At 71.5% G+C, this 18,386-nt stretch carries 28 protein-coding genes; 17 read left to right on the forward strand and 11 right to left on the reverse strand.

The window, feature by feature from the left end:
• Positions 1 to 5: 5 nt before the first annotated feature.
• Positions 6 to 932, reverse strand: a complete 927-nt coding sequence (gene ligD, locus ACFWZH_RS06605; protein ID WP_384426363.1) for a non-homologous end-joining DNA ligase — start codon at positions 930 to 932, stop codon at positions 6 to 8.
• Between the two features lie 200 nt (positions 933 to 1,132).
• Between ligD and ACFWZH_RS06610 the strand changes: the two genes are divergently transcribed.
• The 8 genes from ACFWZH_RS06610 (at position 1,133) to ACFWZH_RS06645 (ending at position 7,250) form a co-directional block, all read left to right on the forward strand.
• Entirely contained in the window at positions 1,133 to 2,440 is a 1,308-nt protein-coding gene (locus ACFWZH_RS06610) for an NAD(P)/FAD-dependent oxidoreductase (protein ID WP_384426789.1), read from the forward strand.
• Positions 2,441 to 2,592: 152 nt separating this feature from the next.
• Entirely contained in the window at positions 2,593 to 2,916 is a 324-nt protein-coding gene (locus tag ACFWZH_RS06615; protein WP_384426365.1) for a DUF6479 family protein, read from the forward strand.
• Complete coding sequence (locus ACFWZH_RS06620; protein ID WP_384426366.1) at positions 2,894 to 3,262, forward strand: low affinity iron permease family protein; 369 nt, start codon at positions 2,894 to 2,896, stop codon at positions 3,260 to 3,262. Before ACFWZH_RS06615 ends, ACFWZH_RS06620 begins: the two co-directional genes overlap by 23 nt.
• Positions 3,259 to 3,603: a hypothetical protein gene (locus ACFWZH_RS06625; RefSeq protein ID WP_384426368.1), complete on the forward strand. Its 345-nt coding sequence runs from the start codon at positions 3,259 to 3,261 to the stop codon at positions 3,601 to 3,603. The genes ACFWZH_RS06620 and ACFWZH_RS06625 overlap by 4 nt, the downstream gene beginning before the upstream one ends.
• Before the next feature lie 420 nt (positions 3,604 to 4,023).
• Positions 4,024 to 4,686, forward strand: coding sequence for an endonuclease (locus tag ACFWZH_RS06630; RefSeq protein WP_384426370.1), 663 nt, complete (start codon positions 4,024 to 4,026; stop codon positions 4,684 to 4,686).
• Between the two features lie 68 nt (positions 4,687 to 4,754).
• Positions 4,755 to 4,982 carry a DUF6458 family protein gene (locus ACFWZH_RS06635; RefSeq protein WP_384426372.1) on the forward strand — a complete coding sequence of 76 codons (228 nt, stop codon included), beginning with the start codon at positions 4,755 to 4,757 and terminating at the stop codon, positions 4,980 to 4,982.
• A 306-nt stretch (positions 4,983 to 5,288) separates the two neighbouring features.
• Complete coding sequence (locus tag ACFWZH_RS06640) at positions 5,289 to 6,281, forward strand: histone protein (RefSeq protein ID WP_384426373.1); 993 nt, start codon at positions 5,289 to 5,291, stop codon at positions 6,279 to 6,281.
• Positions 6,282 to 6,287: 6 nt separating this feature from the next.
• Positions 6,288 to 7,250 (forward strand): SRPBCC family protein, encoded by a 963-nt coding sequence (locus ACFWZH_RS06645; protein WP_384426375.1) that lies wholly within the window; start codon positions 6,288 to 6,290, stop codon positions 7,248 to 7,250.
• Positions 7,251 to 7,313: 63 nt separating this feature from the next.
• On the opposite strand, the gene ACFWZH_RS06650 is transcribed toward ACFWZH_RS06645, so the two are convergent.
• The 9 genes from ACFWZH_RS06650 to ACFWZH_RS06690 form a co-directional block, all read right to left on the reverse strand.
• On the reverse strand, positions 7,314 to 7,553 hold the full coding sequence (locus ACFWZH_RS06650) for a CsbD family protein (RefSeq protein WP_384426377.1): 240 nt from the start codon (positions 7,551 to 7,553) through the stop codon (positions 7,314 to 7,316).
• Positions 7,550 to 7,963, reverse strand: a complete 414-nt coding sequence (locus ACFWZH_RS06655; protein ID WP_384426379.1) for a gas vesicle protein K — start codon at positions 7,961 to 7,963, stop codon at positions 7,550 to 7,552. Before ACFWZH_RS06655 ends, ACFWZH_RS06650 begins: the two co-directional genes overlap by 4 nt.
• Positions 7,953 to 8,225 carry a gas vesicle protein gene (locus ACFWZH_RS06660; RefSeq protein WP_384426381.1) on the reverse strand — a complete coding sequence of 91 codons (273 nt, stop codon included), beginning with the start codon at positions 8,223 to 8,225 and terminating at the stop codon, positions 7,953 to 7,955. The genes ACFWZH_RS06655 and ACFWZH_RS06660 overlap by 11 nt, the downstream gene beginning before the upstream one ends.
• Entirely contained in the window at positions 8,222 to 9,031 is an 810-nt protein-coding gene (locus tag ACFWZH_RS06665; protein ID WP_384426383.1) for a GvpL/GvpF family gas vesicle protein, read from the reverse strand. The genes ACFWZH_RS06660 and ACFWZH_RS06665 overlap by 4 nt, the downstream gene beginning before the upstream one ends.
• Positions 9,028 to 9,477 (reverse strand): gas vesicle protein, encoded by a 450-nt coding sequence (locus tag ACFWZH_RS06670; protein WP_384426385.1) that lies wholly within the window; start codon positions 9,475 to 9,477, stop codon positions 9,028 to 9,030. The genes ACFWZH_RS06665 and ACFWZH_RS06670 overlap by 4 nt, the downstream gene beginning before the upstream one ends.
• On the reverse strand, positions 9,470 to 9,751 hold the full coding sequence (locus ACFWZH_RS06675) for a gas vesicle protein GvpG (RefSeq protein WP_384426386.1): 282 nt from the start codon (positions 9,749 to 9,751) through the stop codon (positions 9,470 to 9,472). The genes ACFWZH_RS06670 and ACFWZH_RS06675 overlap by 8 nt, the downstream gene beginning before the upstream one ends.
• A 9-nt stretch (positions 9,752 to 9,760) precedes the next feature.
• Complete coding sequence (locus ACFWZH_RS06680; protein ID WP_384426387.1) at positions 9,761 to 10,474, reverse strand: GvpL/GvpF family gas vesicle protein; 714 nt, start codon at positions 10,472 to 10,474, stop codon at positions 9,761 to 9,763.
• Positions 10,475 to 10,477: 3 nt separating this feature from the next.
• Positions 10,478 to 10,960: a gas vesicle structural protein GvpA gene (locus ACFWZH_RS06685; RefSeq protein ID WP_384426389.1), complete on the reverse strand. Its 483-nt coding sequence runs from the start codon at positions 10,958 to 10,960 to the stop codon at positions 10,478 to 10,480.
• Positions 10,961 to 11,050: 90 nt separating this feature from the next.
• Positions 11,051 to 11,464: a gas vesicle protein gene (locus tag ACFWZH_RS06690; RefSeq protein ID WP_384426391.1), complete on the reverse strand. Its 414-nt coding sequence runs from the start codon at positions 11,462 to 11,464 to the stop codon at positions 11,051 to 11,053.
• 363 nt (positions 11,465 to 11,827) lie between these two features.
• Between ACFWZH_RS06690 and ACFWZH_RS06695 the strand changes: the two genes are divergently transcribed.
• From ACFWZH_RS06695 to ACFWZH_RS06735, 9 genes are all read left to right on the forward strand, one after another.
• Positions 11,828 to 12,004: a hypothetical protein gene (locus tag ACFWZH_RS06695; RefSeq protein WP_384426393.1), complete on the forward strand. Its 177-nt coding sequence runs from the start codon at positions 11,828 to 11,830 to the stop codon at positions 12,002 to 12,004.
• Positions 12,001 to 12,486, forward strand: a complete 486-nt coding sequence (locus ACFWZH_RS06700) for a monovalent cation/H+ antiporter complex subunit F (RefSeq protein WP_384426395.1) — start codon at positions 12,001 to 12,003, stop codon at positions 12,484 to 12,486. Before ACFWZH_RS06695 ends, ACFWZH_RS06700 begins: the two co-directional genes overlap by 4 nt.
• Positions 12,486 to 12,755: a hydrogenase subunit MbhD domain-containing protein gene (locus ACFWZH_RS06705; protein ID WP_384426397.1), complete on the forward strand. Its 270-nt coding sequence runs from the start codon at positions 12,486 to 12,488 to the stop codon at positions 12,753 to 12,755. Before ACFWZH_RS06700 ends, ACFWZH_RS06705 begins: the two co-directional genes overlap by 1 nt.
• Positions 12,752 to 13,510, forward strand: a complete 759-nt coding sequence (locus ACFWZH_RS06710; RefSeq protein WP_384426399.1) for an MnhB domain-containing protein — start codon at positions 12,752 to 12,754, stop codon at positions 13,508 to 13,510. Before ACFWZH_RS06705 ends, ACFWZH_RS06710 begins: the two co-directional genes overlap by 4 nt.
• Positions 13,507 to 13,854, forward strand: coding sequence for a sodium:proton antiporter (locus ACFWZH_RS06715; protein WP_384426401.1), 348 nt, complete (start codon positions 13,507 to 13,509; stop codon positions 13,852 to 13,854). Before ACFWZH_RS06710 ends, ACFWZH_RS06715 begins: the two co-directional genes overlap by 4 nt.
• Entirely contained in the window at positions 13,851 to 15,656 is a 1,806-nt protein-coding gene (locus ACFWZH_RS06720; protein WP_384426403.1) for a complex I subunit 5 family protein, read from the forward strand. The genes ACFWZH_RS06715 and ACFWZH_RS06720 overlap by 4 nt, the downstream gene beginning before the upstream one ends.
• A 185-nt stretch (positions 15,657 to 15,841) precedes the next feature.
• Entirely contained in the window at positions 15,842 to 15,997 is a 156-nt protein-coding gene (locus ACFWZH_RS06725) for a DUF6131 family protein (protein WP_384426405.1), read from the forward strand.
• Positions 15,998 to 16,059: 62 nt separating this feature from the next.
• Complete coding sequence (locus ACFWZH_RS06730) at positions 16,060 to 16,491, forward strand: hypothetical protein (protein ID WP_384426407.1); 432 nt, start codon at positions 16,060 to 16,062, stop codon at positions 16,489 to 16,491.
• 8 nt (positions 16,492 to 16,499) lie between these two features.
• On the forward strand, positions 16,500 to 17,150 hold the full coding sequence (locus tag ACFWZH_RS06735; RefSeq protein ID WP_384426409.1) for a TetR/AcrR family transcriptional regulator: 651 nt from the start codon (positions 16,500 to 16,502) through the stop codon (positions 17,148 to 17,150).
• Positions 17,151 to 17,193: 43 nt separating this feature from the next.
• Here the strand turns inward: ACFWZH_RS06735 and ACFWZH_RS06740 are convergent, their stop codons facing one another.
• Positions 17,194 to 18,258 (reverse strand): LacI family DNA-binding transcriptional regulator, encoded by a 1,065-nt coding sequence (locus ACFWZH_RS06740; RefSeq protein ID WP_384426411.1) that lies wholly within the window; start codon positions 18,256 to 18,258, stop codon positions 17,194 to 17,196.
• Positions 18,259 to 18,386: the final 128 nt, after the last annotated feature.

Here is an 18,386-nt window from a genome sequence, read left to right on the forward strand (position 1 = left end):
GCTGGTCAGCGCAGCTTGTCGAGCCGCTTCCGGGCCGTGCCCAGGGACCGCCCGCGACGCGGCACCTCGGACCACGGCTTCGACCGCGCCTGCTCCAGGACGCCCGCCGCATCCCTCAACGACCAGCGCCGCGCGGTGAGTCGGGGATCGTCGAGCTGCCGATGGCTGATCGGCGCGGCGACCGGGGCACCCGGCTTCGCCCGAAGTGACCAGGGGGCGACGGCCGTCTGCGCATAGCCGTTGCGCTGCACGTCGAGGTAGAGCCGCTCGCCGCGCGCCTTCTTGCGCACGGCCGTGGTGAGCCGGTCCGGGTGCCGCTGCGCCAGCACCTCCGCCGCGTCCCGGGCGAAGCCGCGCACCGTGTCGAAGTCGCCCCTGCCGTCCAGTGGAACGATGACGTGCAGTCCTCTCGACCCCGTGGTCATCAGCGCGGTCGGCAGTCCGAGTTCGTCGAGCAGCCCGACGACCGCCCGCGCTGCCTCGCGTACCGGCTCGAAGTCGGCGCCCGGCGGGTCGAGGTCGAACACCAGCCGGTCGGGGTGGTGGGGCCGCCCGGCGCGGGACAGCCAGCGGTGCAGGGTGAGGCAGGCCTGGTCGGCGAGGAAGAGCAGGGTGGCCTTGTCGTCGCAGACCGGGTGGGTGACGGTGCCGCCTTCCTTGGCGACCTCCGTCCGGCGGATCCAGTCGGGGTAGTGGTCGGGGGTGTCCTTCTGCATGAAGTGCGGGCCGTCCAGCCCCTCGGGAAGCCGTTCCAGCATCAGCGGCCGGCCGCGGAGCTGCGGGAGCATCGCCGCGGCCACCTGGCGGTAGTAGCCGACGACGTCGGCCTTGGTCAGGTCGTCGGCGGGGAACAGCACCTTGTCCGGCCGGTGGATGCGCACGGTCCGGCGGCCCGCGCGCACCGTGTCCCTGTCGCTGTCCGTGGTGTCCATGCGGGCGGGCGTACCCGCTGGGCGGCGCCGTACGCTCCGGCGTCCGGGTGGCGGGGTGTCCCTTTGCCCGGTTGGTTGAGTAACAAGCCCGCCAACGGGCACGCGACGCCTTCAGGAGCAAGGTGGCAGGAGCTCCTGCTCCTGACTCGACACACCCCTCGACCGCAGGAGTCCACGTGACGCGACGTCGCCCTCGGATCGTGATCGTCGGAGCCGGTTTCGCCGGCTACCACTGTGCCCGCACACTCTCCCGGCTGGCCAAGGGAGCCGCCGAGATCGTGCTGCTCAACCCCCTCGACTACTTTCTGTACGTCCCGTTGCTGCCCGAAGTGGCGGCCGGAATCCTCGAACCGCGCCGGGTCTCGGTGTCGCTGACCGGCACCTTGCCGGACGTCCGCCTGCTCCTCGGGCAGGCCCATGACGTCGACCTCGACGCCCGCCGGGTGGCCTACACCGACGCCGAGGACCGGGAAGGGACCCTGTCGTACGACCGGCTGGTGCTGACCGTCGGCAGCGTCAACAAGCTGCTGCCCGTCCCCGGTGTCGCCGAGCACGCCCACGGCTTCCGGGGGATGCCCGAGGCGCTGTACCTGCGCGACCACATGACCCGCCAGATCGAGCTGGCCGGGGCGTCCGACGACGAGGAAGAGCGGGCGGCCAGGTCCACCTTCGTGGTGGTCGGCGCCGGGTACACCGGCACCGAAGTCGCCGCCCACGGCGTGCTGTACACCGAGGCGCTGGCCCGTCAGAACGCCCGGTTGCGGGAGGGGCCCCGGCCCCGTTGGCTGCTGCTGGACGTCGCCGACCGGCTGCTGCCGGGACTCGACGAGCGGCTGTCCCGCACCGCCGACCGGGTCCTGCGCGCCCGCGGGGTGGACGTCCGTACCGGCACCTCCGTCAAGGAGGCGACGGCGGACGGGGTGCTGCTCGACGACGGCGGGTTCATCGCCAGCCGCTCGCTGATCTGGTGCGTGGGCGTACGCCCCGACCCGCTGGTCGCCTCCCTGGGACTGCCCACGGACAAGGGGCGGCTGTGCGTGGACGAGTACCTGAACGTCCCGGGGCGACCCGAGGTGTTCGCCTGCGGCGACGCCGCGGCCGTACCGGATCTGACCCGTCCGGGCGAGGTGACGCCGATGACCGCCCAGCACGCCCAGCGGCAGGGCAGGGTCGCGGCCCGCAACGTCGCGGCCTCCTGCGGCAGGGGCGCCCCGCGCGCCTACGAACACCACGACCTGGGCTTCATGGTCGATCTCGGCGGGATCCAGGCCGCCGCCAACCCCCTGCACCTGCCGATCTCCGGCCCGGTGGCCAGTGTCGTGACGCGCGGTTACCACCTCCTGGCGATGCCCGGCAACCGCGTCCGGGTGGCCGCCGACTGGCTCCTGGACGCCGTGCTGCCCCGCCAGGGCGTCGGCCTCGGCCTGGTCGCCCCCTGGTCGGTGCCGCTGGACACCGAGTCGCCCGAGGTGGCCCGGCTGCCACGCGGCACGACGGGGAGCGCGTAGCCAAGGACCGCACAGCCAGGACCACACAACCAAGGACCGCACAGCAAGGACGTACGGCAAGGCGTACGGCATGACGCACGGCAAGGGCCGATCTGCCCGGCGCGCGTGGCTCTCGCCTCGTCGGGCAGCCGACCTGGAAGGAGACTGTGACCGTGACTGCGACTGTGGCTGCATCGAATCCGCACCTGTCCGAACAGCTGGCCGCTCCACCGGGGGCGGGTGAACTACTCCTCGTCGGCGGGGGTGTCGCCCTGGTCGCCGTGCTGCTTGCCGCCTTCGTCTGGGGACGGCGCCGCAAGGCCGACGAGCCCGGTCCGCCCCGTCCCGAGGAGCAGCCGAGGCTGCCGGAGGGCGGCCCGGTCGGCGACGTCGTCGAGAGCCGGGAGCCCGACGCGTTCCCCCGAACGGAGCAACGGCTCACCCCGCACGAGCTGAAGGACAACGGCGGTGCCCATGACTCTTCGTCACCCCGCTAGCCGAGGCGGCGAGCGGCGGGGCCGCTTCGCCGAGCTGGCCGAGAAGGCTTCGCTGTTCACCAGCTCCCCCGCCTTCTTCGTCGTCTGCCTGGCGCTGGTCGCCCTCTATGTGGCCGTCCACCTCGCGCATCTCTCCGTGGAGTGGCAGCTGCTGGCGGGCGATGCCATGACGGCGGTCACCCTCCTTCTCCTCGCGCTGCTGAAGAACTCCGAGCTGCGCGCCGAACACGTCATCCAGCGCAAGCTGGACGCCCTGGCCACAGCCCTGCTGGAGGAGCACGAGAAGAAGGACGGGCAAGCCGCCGAGGACCTCAAGAAGGTCATCCGTCTGGAGGACGAGACATGACACGGCACCGGATCGCCCGTGTTTGGCGGACCTGGCGTCGGCCGCCCGACCTCTCCGTTCCGATGGGGGCCGTGGACGTGGAGAGCGCCAACCGCCGCTTCCTGATGTACGGCGTGCTGCCGCTCACTGCCCTGGCGTTCCTGGGAACGCTCCACGCCGACCAGGTCCGCCGCCTCCTGCGCGGTGCCCGGGACGCCGACGACTGGAAGCTGCTGCCCAAATCGTCGCCGCTGCCCGCCCGGTACTTGGCCGGGTTCGGGATCGGTGTGGGCCTGTGTGTGGCACTGCCGTACGCCGAGGAGATGTTCCGGTGCCTCAAGGCGGCCCGTCGCCATGCATGACGTCGGGGGCCCGGGCGCCGTGCGGGCGCGCCAGGCTGCCGGGCAGAGCGGTGCTCGGCGGGCCGGTGTGCGGGGCGGGGCGCGGATCGGGGGCCGGGCCGGGCGTGGGACCTGGTGTCGGGGGCGCCGGGTTGGGCGGCACGGGATCCGGTTCGGGGCGTGGAGGGGGCGGCGGTACCGGGTCGGGGCCGGGTGCGGGGACCGGTCCGGGTGCGGGGCCCGGCTGCGGACCCAGCGGGCCGGGTTCCGGACCCGGTGTGGGCGGGACCGGATCCGGACGGGCGGGGCCGGCCGGCCCCGGGGGTTGCGGCACTGTCATGTCGTCCTCCGACCGACGTGAAGAGCGTTCCCTCCACCGTACGACGGACGGCGCCGGGGTGGCGGCACGGTCCGCACCGTCGCATTTCGAGGAGGGCGGCCATGAGAGCGGGCAGTGCGCAACGGGCCCTGGTCCGGGCCCTGTTGGGCCGATATGGCGAGACCTATGCCGAAGAGTGCGGCATCAAGCTGCGGAACACCCCGCAGCCGCTCTACCAGCTCCTGGTGCTGGCCGATCTGCTCAGTACGCGGATTCGCGCCTCGGTGGCCGTCGCGTCGGCGAGGGCCCTGTTCGACGGCGGGATGAGCACCCCGCGCCGTATGCACGACGCCACCTGGCAGCAGCGCGTGGACGCGCTCGGCGAGGGCGGCTACCGGCGCTACGACGAGAGCACCGCCACCCGGCTGGGGGAGGGCGCCGAGCTGCTGCTGGGCGAATGCCGCGGCGATCTGAGAAGGCTGCGGGAGGCGGCCGGCGGCGATGCCGGTGAGCTGCGCCGGGCGCTTCAGAAACTGCCGGGCATCGGGCCCACGGGATCCGCCATCTTCCTGCGCGAGGTGCAAGGGGTCTGGACGGAGTTCGCTCCGTTTCTCGATCCGAAGGCCGTACAGGGCGCGGAGCGGCTGGGGCTACCGGGCGACCGTACGAAGCTCGCGCGGCTGGTCACGACGGACGAGGCGGCCGCGTTCGCCTCGGCGCTGGTGCGCGCGGCGCTGGACCGGGAGGTCGCCGAGGAGGTGCGGGCGGCCGTGGGAGCCGGGTAAGCCGCCCGCTTCAGGGTAGGCGGGTTGCAACGGAAGCAACGGGCACACCAGTTACGGAGGCTGACACGATGGGTATCGGCGGGTGCATCGGTCTGCTCGCGGTGGGGGCCATCCTCACCTTCGCGGTGGACTGGCACATGGCCGGAGTCAACCTCGACCTTGTGGGCGTCATTCTGATGGCCGTCGGCGTCATCGGCCTGGCGGCGTACGTGAGCATCCTCAAGCGGCGGCGTACCCAGCCGCCCTCCCCTGGCGCACCAGTGGTCGACGTCGAGGACAACCGCTACTACAAGTAGCCGCGCGAACGCCGGCCGATGACCGTCGTCGGACCGGTGACCGCGTCCCGGGCAGCCCGGCTGCCCAGTTGCCCGCCGAGGACGGGAAGGGTGACGGCACGGTCCGGAAGCGCGATACCACAACCCTCGGAAACTCAAACGGCTCCGGGAAAGGCCCTGGTCGGGCCCTTCCCGGAGCCGTTCACTCATATGGCCTAACGCCCCGGATCCCCACCTTCGGACCGTTCGAGATGCGCAGGTCGCGACACGCATCACTCTGGAAGGGAGGCGCCGATCGGCAGCACCGCCGGGAGAAGGTACGCATCCATGAACGATGGAACCAAGATCATGCTCGCCGCAGCACTGGCCGGTGGGTACGTGCTGGGCCGAACGAAGAAGGGCCGGTTCGCTCTCACAGCTGCCTCCTATCTCGCCGGGCGGCAGTTCGGGCTGCAACCGCGCCAGCTGCTGGCCGAGGGCGTACGGCGGCTGGGCGAGGTCCCCCAGGTCGCGGAGCTGGGGGAGCAGCTGCGCGGCGAGGTCATGGACGCCGGCCGGCAGGCCCTGGCGACCGCCGCCAATCGCCGTCTGACCGAACTCGCCGATTCGCTGCACGACCGCACCCGCCTCCTCGAAGGCGCTGGGGCCCCCGAGGAGGAAGAAGAGGGGGAAGAGGCGGAAGAGGAGGAGGGGGAGTACGAGGAGGAAGGCGGGCCTGAGGAGGAGTACGAGGAGGGCGAGGAGGAGGAAGAGGAGGAAGAGGAGCCCGAGGGGGAGGAAGAGGAGCCGGAGGAGGAAGAGCCCGAGGAAGAAGAGCCGGAGGCAGAGGAGCCCGAGGAAGAGGAGCCCGAGGAACGGCCGCGGCGCCGCGGCCGCCGGCGCACGGAGCGGGCGGAGCCGGCGAAGGCGGCCCGACGGCGGCCGTCGGCCGAAACCGCCGCGCGGAAGAAGGCTCCCGCAAAGAAGAAACCGGCCAAGAAGGCCGCACCCGAGAAGGCCGCGGCGAAGAAACGCCCGGCCAAGAAGACCGCCGCGAAGAAGACCGCCGCGAAGAAGGCGCCGGCCAAGAAGGCTCCCGCGAAGAAGGCCGCCGCGAAGAAGGCTCCGGCCAAGAAATCCGCGGCGAAGAAGGCTCCCGCGAAGAAGAGCACGAAGCGGACCGCGAAGAAGACCACCAAGTCGACCGCGAAGAAATCCACCGGACGAGCCGCGAAGAAGACGACTCAGCGGCCGGCCAAGAAGACCACCCAGAAGTCCGCCAGGAAATCCGCCAAGAAGACCACCAAGAAGACGACGTCGCGCGCTACGGGCCGGAGGTGACCGGGCATGGCCAAGACCGAACAGGGCAACGTGGACTCGGGGGTCGAGCGACTCCGCGAGGAGCTCGGTGACTTCCTCACGGCGTGGGCCGGGAATCTGGCCGAACGGGCCGGCGACAAGCTGGGTGATGTGACGGAGCAGCTCACCGACGTCGCCAAGAACGGCGGGTCACTGTCCTCCGTCGGAGCCGGCCTGCTCAAGGGGGATTCCCCCCTCAAGGCCGTGCTGACCGGAAAGGCGAAGGACGTCAAGGACAAGGTGCTGGAGAAGGCGAAGGATGTCCTGGGCGGTGGGAAGGGCAGCGGCTCGGGGAGTCAGAAGGTCACCAATATCGTCGAAGTGCTCGATGTCGGTGTGTCGTTGCGCACCGCCTACGACTACTGGACCCAGTACGAGAAGTTCAGCAGCTTCACCAAGGGCGTCCGCAGCGTGTCGGTGAACGACGAGACGGCCAGTGACTGGAAGGTGAAGGTCGGCCCGTCGACGCGGAGCTGGAAGGCGACCGTCCAGGAGCAGATACCGGATGACCGCATCGTCTGGACGTCCGAGGGCAGCAAGGGGTCGACCCGTGGTGCGGTCAGCTTCCACGAACTGGCGCCCAATCTGACCCGCATCGTGCTGGTCGTCGAGTACTACCCGTCGGGGTTCTTCGAGAAGACCGGAAATCTGTGGCGCGCCCAGGGCCGGCGGCTGCGGCTGGACTTCAAGCACTTCCAGCGTTTTGTGACGTTCGCGGACGAGGCGCCGGAGGGCTGGCGCGGTGAGGTGCGCGACGGCGAGGTCGTACGGACCCACGAAGAGGCCATGGAGGAGGAAGAGGGGGAGGCGGACGAGGACGAGGAGGGCTACGAGGACGAGGAGGGCTACGAGGACGGCGAGGAGGACGAGGAGGACGAGGAGGAGGAAGACGGCGGGAACGGCGAGCAGGAGGAGGCCGACGAAGAGGAAGAGGACGAGGAAGAGGAGTGAAGCGCCGCTCCCCGCTTGAGGGTCCGCTTCCCGCCCGGGGGCCCGCTCCCGCCTGCCCGACGGTCAGTGTTTGAACGGGTGCTTACCCCTCTCCACGGCCTGCTTCATCTTCCCCTTGATCTGCTCGGCCTTTCCCTTCTGTTCCACTTGGGTGTCTCCGCGCACCTTTCCGATGACTTCCTTGACCTTCCCTCCGGCCATTTCGCCGAGGTGCTTGGATTTCTTTCCGATACCCATGTCGTGCTCCCGTTGAGTCCTTCTTCGTTCGGTGGTCATTGACGTGTCGTGGTCATAGGTGGTCATTCGGACGGTGGCAGCAAGGTGCCGAGCGGACCGAGGTCCAGGTTGAGGTCCTGCATGGTCAGGTCGTACCGCGCGCAGAGCTCCACCATCCGGCTGTGCAGGATCATCAGCGTCGCCCCCAGCCGTTCCTCCTGCTCTTCGGTGAGGTCGCCGGCGTCGACGCGTTGGAGGGCCTGGCGCTCCATGAGCTGCCGCAGCAGTTCGACGAGGGTGAGGACGAGCTTGACCAGGTCCCGTTCCACGGTGTCGGGGTCGGTGCTGACCCGGTGTGCGGGCCGGTGCCGCGCCGCGCCGGGCGGGGGCAGGGTGTCCTGGGGCGCCGCGGGCAGCAGTCGGAAGGCGCGGGTCGCCGCCTCGGCGACGTCGTCGAAGCGGGTGCCGTGCGGGCGGTCGCCCCCGTCACTCGTCATGGCCGCCTCGCAGGGCCGCGCCGGCGGGTGCGAGGGCGGCGGACCAGGGGCCGGGGTTCTCCTCACTGATGGCGACGATGAGCGCGCGCAGCGAGATGCGTACGAGGTCGATGTCGGCTATCGACAGGACGATGTCCCCGGTGAGCACCACACCGCCGCTGAGCAGCCGGTCCAGCAGGTCGATCAGCGCGATCTGCCGGTCCGGCAGCGGCTCGTCCGCGGTCGTCCCGGGCGTGGCCGGCGGACCGCCCGCGGCCCTCACGGCGCGGCTCTCTTCAACGGTCCGGCTTCGGCGGGGGCGGCGAAGGAGTACGGGGCCCAGGGGCCGGTGACCTCGACGCGTACGCCGGGCAGCCCCTCGGCGACCCGCAGCACGTCGGCGCGGAATCCCTCCGCGTGCCGCTGTGGGACGAGGTAGGCGTCGTTGACGACGTTCTCGCCGGGGCCGCGGGCCAGTTCGCCCTGCTGCGGCCGGTGCTGGACCCGGTCGACCGCGTAGGCACGCGCGGCGTCCTCCACCCGCCGGGCGACCTGCTCGGCTTCACGGTAGGCGTCGTCGCGGGCGTGCCGCTGTGCTCTGCGGTGGCTGAGGTAGGCCCGGCCGGGGCTCAGTCCGGTGTCCGGCGGAGTCTCGTCCGGCTGTCCGGCCGCCGCCTCGACGTAGATCTTGACCCCCCACTCCACATGCGCGTCCAGCGCGGAGAGCCGGTCGGTGAACGCCTGCCGGCGGTCCTCGAGCATCAGCCGCACCCGTTCGTCGTCGAGGTAGACGGTGGCCAGCCGGAGCGGCAGGACGGTGGTGCGGGCGGCCAGCGCCTCGATGACCCTGTGGTGGGCGCGGGCGACCGACTCCAGCCACTCCAGGTCCTCCAGGTGGGCCCGCAGCGCGTCCTCCTCGAAGTCCTGCGCGGGCACCGGGCTCACCGCGACGACCACGTCGGCGTCCTGCCCCGTGCGCACCAGTCGCACCGGCGCGTCGGCCACTCCCGGGAGTCCGGCGAGCGCGTCCTCCAACGAGCCTTCGGCGTCCCGCGCCACGGCGTACGCATAACTGACGGTGCCGGTCACGACTCGTCCCGCTTCTTCTCGCGGGTGCCGGAGCCGGCCCGCTTGCCACCGGTGCTCCGCGACGGTTTCGAGGTACGCGAGGTCCGCCGCTCCTCGGCCGGCGGCAGTTCGGCGTCCTCGCGCAGCTCCGCGATCTCGGCGCGCAGCCGCTTGTTCTCCTCGGCGAGTGAGCGGTAGCCGTCGGAGGCCCGGGACGAGAGGGCAGGATCGTGCTCCCACCAGTCGATGCCCATCTCCTTGGCCTTGTCGACGGAGGCGACCAGCAGCCGCAGTTTGATGGTGAGCAGCTCGATGTCCAGCAGGTTGATCTGGATGTCGCCGGCGATGACGATGCCCTTGTCCAGGACCCGCTCCAGGATGTCGGCGAGGTTGGCCGAGGAGCCCTGGCCGTACGGGGTCGCCCTGGACGGGTAGTCGCCCAGCCGCCTGGCGACGGGTTCACTCACGGCCGCTCCCCTCGATGCCCGGGTCGGACGCGGTTCCCTGGAGGTGGGCCCGGATCTCGTCCAACCGGTCCAGCAGTTCGTCCTCGCGCCGGTCGAAGGTCTCCTCGTCGATCTCGCCGGCCAGGAGCCGGCGCTCCAGCTCGGCCAGTTCCCGCTCGACGGGCCCGGGGTCGTACGCCTCGCGCTCCGCGGCCTCGACCACCCGTTCCATGACCCAGGCCACCCCCCGCACCGGTGCCAGCGGAAGGGTGGCGAGGTGTGTCAACAGGCCCATGGGGACTCCCTAGACGAAGCTGTAGGCGGGCAGCGGGCCGCGCAGCCGCAGTTCGAAGTCGGCGCCCAGGTCGTCGGCGAGCTCCTTCTCGGCAGTGCGGAAGCGGTCCGCGTGGTCCTCGTCCACCAGGAACGACACGTTCAGGAAGTCGTCGCCGGTGGGCTCGGACAGGCGCTCCTCGCGGGCGAGGCCGCGCAGCGCCTCGACGATAGAGGTGGCGAGCCGGTCCTGGCGGGCCTGTACTTCCTGGGCGACCAACTCACCGAGGGCGAGCGAGGCGTCGGGCCCGGCGAGGCCGCTGATGATCTGCTCGTTGAGGTCGCGTGCCTGCTCGGATTCCCGGAGGATCTGGCGCAACAGGGCATCCTCGTCCTGGGCGGCCTTCAGGTGGTATTCGGCACAGCGCTCAAGGGCCTGGAGCCGTTCGGTGAACCGCTCGGCCCGCTCCTCCAGCACCGCGCGTACCGCGTCGTCGTCCGTGGTGGTGAAGCCGAACTGCAGGGGCAGGACCGTACCGTCGGACATCAGCCGTTCCTGGACGGCCTGGTGGGCGGCGAGGTCGCGTCGTTTGGCCCGGAGCTCTTCGGGGGCGTCGCTGACGACGGCGGACAGCTTGCCGGCCGCCACGGTGCGCAGCGCGGTGGGTGGATCGCCCACGCCGTCCACGCCGTCGAGGCGTTGTGGATGCGTGGTCGCGACGATGGAGTAGACATAGACGGGCATCGCTCATTCCTTCCGGTGCCGCACGGATCGACGGGCCGGCCGCTCCCGCTTCCCGGCGGGCTCCTTCTGCCGCTCCTCGGCTTCCTCGTGCTCTTCGTCGTCCTCGTCGTCCTCGTCGCCCCCGCTCCTGCCCTTGAGGGCGTCGGTCACCGCTTCCGCGGCTCCGCTGAGAGCCCCCTTGGCCTTGCCGTGGGAGCCGCCCTCGGTCACTTCGCCGACGATGTCCGTCAGCTCGCTGGGCTTCTTGTTCCCGGCCTCCAGGTCGAGGCGGTTGCAGGCTTCGGCGAAGCGCAGATAGGTGTCCACGCTCGCCACGACGATGCGGGCGTCGATCTTCACAAGCTCGATGCCCACCAGTGACACCCGTGCGAAGACGTCGATGACCAGCCCGCGGTCCAGAATCAGGTCGAGCACGTCGTAGAGGTTGCCGGAGCCGCCTTGGCCGCCCCTGGCGATGGTTCCTTCTCCCTGCGGCACCAGAGTCACGGTGCCTCCCTTCACCGGCTCACCCCGCTCGTGGAGCGGCCGTGTTCCTCGTCCGGCGAACGGGGCGGCGGAGCGGCACCCGGAGCCACCTCATCTGCGGGGGTCGATCTGCCCTCGGGTGTAGCGGCGGGTGCGCTCGTACGCCATCAGTTCGCCCTCCTCGTCCAAGGTCACCCGGTAGCTCGCCATCACGCTGGTGGTCCCGGGGACGCGTTCCAGTTCCAGGACTTCCACGTCCGCCTGCCACCCGTCCGCCGTCGGTTTCACCGCGGAGACGGATTCGGGTGCCTTGCCCAGCAGCTCCTGCAGTTGCTGGGCCGCACGCCGAAGGGCCTGCGATGCCGAAACGCGGCGGGCCGCGCGCTTCGTTCCGTCCTCGCCCGTCCGGCTGTCGCCCTGTGTTCCGCTGCTCTTCCCGGCGGTCTTCCGAGCGGTCTTGTCGCCGGTCCTCCGGCCGGACGGGCGCCGAGCCGGCGCCGTCCCGCCCTCTTCACCTGCGGCCATGTTCCTGCTCCGATGTCGGAGGCGGCATGCTGCCCGCGCCAGATCAAAAGACGCCATTACATGGTATATGGTGCATTTGCTTGAATGCTTGACAATCTCCCGAGGGGCCTTGCGTGCGCCCCACGGGAGCATTGCGGTCCGTGATGCTCCGTGACGCCCCGCGTCGCCGCGTGATGGCTCCCTCACGACCCCACGGGATCACGCCGGGCGACGGCCGGTAGCCGCGCGTACGCCCGCAGCAGGCCCCGGCCGCCACGTGAGCCGCACACCCCGACGGAGTAACCCGCGGCGCGGTGACGGGGCGCTCCCGGCCCCGCATGTGAGCCTGTGGCCGGGATCCGGTCGGCGGGAGGTGCGTACGCGGTGACCCGGCAGCTGGCGGCGAGCGCCGAACTCATCGGCTGGTGGGCGGCGTTGACGCTGCTGTGGATCGTGCTGATCGGCCCGGTCGACGCGCTGGAGTGGATCGTGGGCGCCGCGGCCGGGCTGATCGCCGCCGGTGCGGCACGCGGGGCGCGGCGCGCGGCCGGCGGCCGGTGAACGGCTGGACCGCCGCGGGGACGGCGCTGCTGCTCTTCGGCGTCACCCCGGCCGCGTACGGCGCGGCCTCCGGGCCGCTCGGGCGGCGGGTGCCCGCGCAGAACCTGGCGACCACGCTCCTCGCACTGGTCTTCCTGCTGCTGGCCCAGGGCTTCGGCCGCACCGCCTACGTCGACACCGCGCTGGTGCTCTGCGTGCTGGGGCCGGCCGGCACCCTGCTCTTCGTGCGGCTGCTCGCCGACCGGTTGGCCGCCGGTCCGCCGCGGCCGCGCTCGCTGCTCGCGACGACCAGGCTGAACTACTGCGCGGTGGCGGCGGTGGTGGTGCCGTTGGGCATCGCCGCCGGCCCCGGCCGAGCGCTGCTGAAACTGCTGGTGATCGGCGCGCTGTTGGTGCTGGGCAGCGCGGTGGCGAGGCGCGCGCTGACCGCCGTCGCCGCGGACGACGGGCGGCCCGCGCCCGCCGAGGGGGCGGGCGGCTGATGGCTGACGACCTGCCCGTGCTGCTCGGGCTGCTGCTGGTGGCCGCGGCCGGGACCGGCACCGTGCTGGTCCGCGACCCGGTACGCCAGTCCTTCCTGCTGTCGCTGCTCGGGCTGGCGCTGGCCACCCTCTTCCTGCTGCTGCAGGCCCCCGATGTCGCGCTCTCCCAGCTGGCGGTCGGCTCGGTGCTGACGCCGCTGATGGTGCTGCTGACCGTACGGAAGGTACGGCGCAGGGCGCGCAGCGAGCGCCGGGAGGAGCGGGCATGAGCATGCGGTCGCGGCTGTGGGTCATGGCCCTCGGCGGGCTGGGCACGGCCGTGCTGTTCGCCGTCGCCTGCTGGGGTCTGCCCCCGTTCGGCGGGCGGTGGCATCCGTACGGCGACCGGGCGGTGCGGGCGGCGCTCGCCCGGCACACCGCCAACACCGTCTCCTCGGTCAACTTCGACCAGCGGGCCCTCGACACCCTCGGTGAGGAGTCCATCCTCTTCGGCGCGGTCCTGGGCACCGTGGTCCTGCTCCGCCAGACCCGCGACGAACACCGCCTGCCGCCCGAGCCGGCCGGGGTCGCCCCATCGGTGCGCCGCTACGCCCTGCTCGCGCTGCCGGTCACCCTCCTCATCGGCCTGTACGTCATCGCACACGGCCAGCTCAGCCCGGGCGGCGGCTTCCAGGGCGGGGTGGTGGCGGCGACCGCGCTGCATCTGCTCTACATCGCGGTGGACTACCGGGCGTTGGAGCAGATCAGGCCGGTGGGCCGGTACGAGGTGGCGGACGCGGCGGGCGAGGCCGCCTATGTCCTCGTGGGCGCCGCCGGGCTGCTGGTGGGGGCGGCCTTCCTCGCCAACTTCCTGCCGCTCGGCACCTTCAACACGCTCGCCTCGGGCGGCACCGTCCCGCTGCTCAACGCCGCCATCGGCGTGGAGGTCGCGGCCGGGGTCGTCGTCCTGCTGGCCCGCTTCCTGGACCAGGCGGTGGAGATCGAGAACGAGCAGGGCGACGACCGGGCGGAGGCCGGGAGATGAGCGTGCTGCCGTACCTGATCGCGGGGTGGCTGTTCCTGATCGGTTGTTACGGGCTGGTGACCAGCCGCAATCTCCTGCACGCGGTGGGTTGTCTCGCCGTCTGCCAGTCCTCGACGTATGTGCTGCTGCTCGCCGTCGGCTACCGGCGCGGTGGCACCGCCCCGGTCTTCTCCGACCTCACCCCGGGCTCCCGCCCGGTCGTCGACCCCGTCGTCCAGGCCCTCACCCTCACCGACATCGTCATCGGGGCGACCGTCACCGCACTGCTGCTCGCCCTGGTCATCCAGGTCGCCAAGCGGCACCGGACGGTCGACCCCGACGAGCTCTCGGAGCTGCGGGGGTGACCGTCGCCGAGGCCCTGCCGCTGATCGTCGCCACCCCGCTGTTCGGCGCGGCGGTGCTGGTCGGGGCCGGGCGGCGACTGCCGCGGTACCTCGCCGAGGCCCTGGGGTGCCTCTTCGCGGCGGGCACCGCGGCGCTGGCCCTGTACGCCTCGGCCGCCACCCCCTCGTCCACCGCGCGGCCCGTGGAATGGGTGGGCGGCTGGCGGCCGCACGGCGGGGTGAGCGTGGGCATCGTGCTGGTCGGCGACCGGATCGGACTCGGGCTCGCCACACTGGTCTCGCTGCTGGTGCTGGCCGCCCTGGCCTACGCCTGGCGGTACTTCGACGAACCGCCGCGCCGCCATGCCGGTTCCTTCCCCGGGCTGGTGCTGCTCTTCCAGGCGGGCATGTGCGGTTTCGTGCTCACCGGTGACCTCTTCAACGCCTTCGTCTTCTTCGAGCTGATGGGCGTCGTCGCCTACGCGCTGACCGGTTACCGCGTCGAGGAGGCCCGCGCCGTCCAGGGCGCCCTGGTGTTCGGCGTGGTCAACTCCCTCGGCGGATACGCCACGTTGCTGGGCATCGGACTGCTCTACGCCCACACCGGCGAACTCGGCCTGGCCCAGATCGGTGGTGCGCTGGACGCCCACCCCGGTGGCGGCCCGGACGCGCCGACGGCCGCCGCGTTCGTGCTCGTCGTCACCGGGCTGCTGGTCAAGGCCGCCGCGGTGCCGTTCCACTTCTGGCTGGCCGACGCCCATGCGGTCGCGCCCACACCGGTGTGCATGCTGCTGTCGGGGGTGATGGTCGAGCTGGGTCTCTACGGTACGGCCCGGGTCTACTGGACGGTGTTCGCCGGTCCCGGAGGCCTTCCGGCGCCCGACGCGCACCGGGCACTGCTGACCCTCGGGGTGCTGACGGCCGCGACGGGAGCGGTGCTGTGCTGGCAGCAGCGTCATCTCAAGCGCCTGCTCGCCTACTCCACGGTGGCGCACACGGGGCTGTTCCTCGTCGGCCTGGCGATGCTGTCCCCGGAGGGAGTCGGCGGCGTAGCCCTCTACGTCCTCGCCCATGCCGGCGTGAAGGCCGCGCTCTTCGCCTGCGTGGGGATCCTGCTGGACCGGTTCGGCAGCGTCGACGAGCACCAGCTGCACGGCGCGGGCCGCGAACTGCCGTGGGTGGCGGGGATGTTCGCGACGGGCGGCCTGGCGCTGGCCGGGCTGCCGCCGTTCGGCACCGGCCTCGGCAAAGCGGTCGTGGAGGAAGCGGCCGGTAGCTGGGCGACCGCGCTGTTCGTCCTGGTGTCGGCGGTGACCGGCGGCGCCGTGCTACGGGCCGGAGCCCGGGTGTTCCTCGGCCTGGGCACCCGTCCGCCCGATGCCCCGGAGGAGACGACCGGGAAGGCGGAGGAGCCGGAGACCCGGGGCGGGCGGCTGTCGCGGGTCCCGGACAGCATGCTCGTGGTACCCGCATTACTGCTCGCCGGCGCGCTCGCGGTCGGCCTGGTGCCCGGCCTGTGGACCGGCGTGGGCCAGGCTGCCGACGCCTTCACCGACCACGGCGGCTACCTCGCGGCCGTGCTGTACGACCGGCCGGAGGAGCCCGCGCCCACTCCCGCACCGCACTGGACGACGCCCGGTGTGCTGTGGGACCTCCTGGCCACCGCGCTGGCCGTGAGCCTCGCGTGGCTGGCCGTACGGCGACCGACGGGTGAACCGGCTCGCTGGTCGACCGCGCTGCGGCGGCTGCACTCGGGGCATGTGGGCGACTACGTGGCGTGGTTCCTCGCGGGCATCACCCTGCTGGGGTTGCTCGTCGTCTGACGGACCCGCCCCGCGGTCACGGTCTTCGTGGCGCTCGGCGCCAATCTGGTCATCGCCGTGCGCGACGGGAGGGGGCCACACGCCGAGCCGCACATCTCCGAACCAGGCGTCGATTCGCCAGCGGTTGCCCTTACCAAAGGCCGGGACGAACCTGAAAGAAGACGCATACGAGATCGGAGAGCACTGTGATCGTTCTCGGAGTCATCTTGTTGATCATCGGCTTCCTGACCGGCATCGCCATCCTGTGGACGATCGGGATCGTGCTGCTCGTCATTGGCGCGGTGTTGTGGATTCTCGGCTCGATAGGGCACGCGGTCGGCGGGCGACGACATTACTGGTAGCGGCTTCACCGCGGACACCTCCTCTATTGACCATACGGTCAACTGCGTCTAGCGTTGACCGCATGGTCAATAGTGTGGAAGTGGACGAACTCGACAGGCCGGCAGTGGGGTTGGCGCCGCTCACGGGGGTGCGGCGACTGGTGGGCGCCTACGTGGCGCTGGCTCTCGGCACCTTGGTGGCACTGGCCGTCATGGCCGTGGTGGCGCCCTCTTCGGCGACCTCGGAGGCCTGGGGGCATGCCGTGGTCGTCGCCGCGTTCGCGATCGTGCTGCCGCTGCGGACGCGCGCGGCGCTCAACGGGAGTCGCACCCGTCTCCGTGCGGTCACCATCATCGGGTGTGTGCTGCTGGTGGTGAATCTCGTCGAGGCCGCGCTCCCCGGCGTCTTCCCTCCGTGGATGCGCGTGGAGATGCTGGTCGTCGCCATGATGATGCTGACCCTGGCGACCCTGTCGGTCCGGGCTCGCCGAAATCCGCCGGCCGGTCGCCGATGACCGGGCCGGTGATCGACGGTGACGGCGGGACCGGCCTGTCCTCCTCCGCCTCGGAGCCGGGTGCGCGCCGGCAGCGACTCGACGAGGACCGGCGCCGGGCGCAGATCATCGCCGCGGCCGTGGCGGAGCTCGCCGAGCAGGGTTACGACGGTCTGTCGTTGACCCGCGTCGCCAAGCGGGCCGGCGTGTCCAAGGGCCTGGTCTGGCACTACTTCGCCGGCAAGGACGACCTGATGGAGTCCACCGCCAGAGCGACGATGACGACCATCAGGGACCGCATCGCGGACTCGCTCGACCTGACCGAGCCGGTCCCGGACATCCTCCGCGCGGCCCTGCGCCGGGCCGCGGCCTTGAACCTCACCCACCGGGTGGAACTGACCGCACTCAACGGCATCGTTCACAACCTGCGCCACCCCGATGGCACGCCGCGGCTGACCCTCGACGTCTACGAAGAGACCTACCAGGCGCAGGAGTCGCTGTTCCGGCGCGGCCAAGCCGAGGGAACCCTCCGGGACTTCGACACCCGCGTGATGGCCGTCACCTACCAAGGCGCGATCGACATGATGCTCGGATACCTCGGCAGCAATCCCCGCGTCGACCCCGACGACTACGCCGACAAACTCGCGGACATCCTGCTCACCGGCATCCAGCGAGGCTGACCTCCGGCCACGAGGAGAGGCGGGAACGCCGCCGTGCCGGTCGTCAGGCCCCGGGCTCTCCCGCGCCGCCGGCCTTCTCCCCGCCGGCCGCCAGCGGGATCGTGCTGCCCCGGGGGATCAGCCGGGTGGGCAGGACGATGTGCTGCGCCGGGTCGGTGTCCGGGTCGTTGACGAGGGAGCAGGCCAGTTCGCCGGCGGCGCGGCCGATGGCCTCGGGGGACTGGGCGATCGTGGTGAGGTCGGACCATTCGGCGATCGGGTGGTCGTCGAAGCCGAGGACGGAGAGCCGTTCCGGCACGTCGATACGTGACTTGCGCAGCGTCCAGACGACGGAGGCGGCGAGCTCGTCCTGCTCGGCGAAGATCGCCGTGGGCGCGTCCCGCAGGCTGAGCAGCTCGCCCACGGCTTCCGCGATGCTGCGCTTGTCGGCGACGGGGGCCGCGACCACGAGATCGTCGTCCAACGGGACACCCGCCTCGGTGAGCGCCTGCTGGTAGCCGACGAGCCGTTCGTTGGAGCTGAAGGCGAATCCGCTGGCGCCGATCGTCTGGAAGAAGGCGATACGGCGGTGCCCGAGATTGAGCAGGTGCCGGGTGCCGCGGCGCGCGCCCTCCACATCGTCGACATACACGCTCGGGCACCCCTCGGCGTGCTGGCTGACGTAGATCACCGGCATCTGGAGGTCGTCCAGCCGCGCGGTCTCCTCCTCGGTGAGGTCGAAGGAGAAGACCAGCAGCGCATCGGCGTTCCGGCGGGCCGGCAGCCGCTCGAAGAAGTCGGCGCGCTCGGTCATGTCCGGGGTGACGTAGACGAGCAGGTCCATGCCCGCCGCTCGCAGTTGCGGCCCGAGCGTGGAGACCGCCGAGCCGATGAACCAGGAGTTGAGCGTGGGCGTGAGCACCGCCACCACCCCGGTCTTGCCGGTGACGAGACTGGCGGCCTGCCGGGAGACCGCGAAGTTCAGCTCGCGGGCGGCCCGCTCGACGCGCGCGCGGACCTCGGGCGAGACCGTCGACAGACCGCGCAGCGTGCGCGAAACGGTGGAAGCGGAGACCCCGGCCCGCTCGGCGACGTCGGCCATCGTGGGGTGCCGTTGAGCTGGAGGCATGAGCGGACGGTAGCACAGCGAGCACAAGCGCGAGCCGATGCCATGACAGCGCTGTCATCGCGGCGCCCGGCGGTATTCGTCCGAGTCGCCCCTAGTGAAAGCTGCAGCGTGCACGCGAATGACCTGCG

The organism is Streptomyces sp. NPDC059008, assembly GCF_042749045.1.
Classification (GTDB): Bacteria; Actinomycetota; Actinomycetes; order Streptomycetales; family Streptomycetaceae; genus Streptomyces.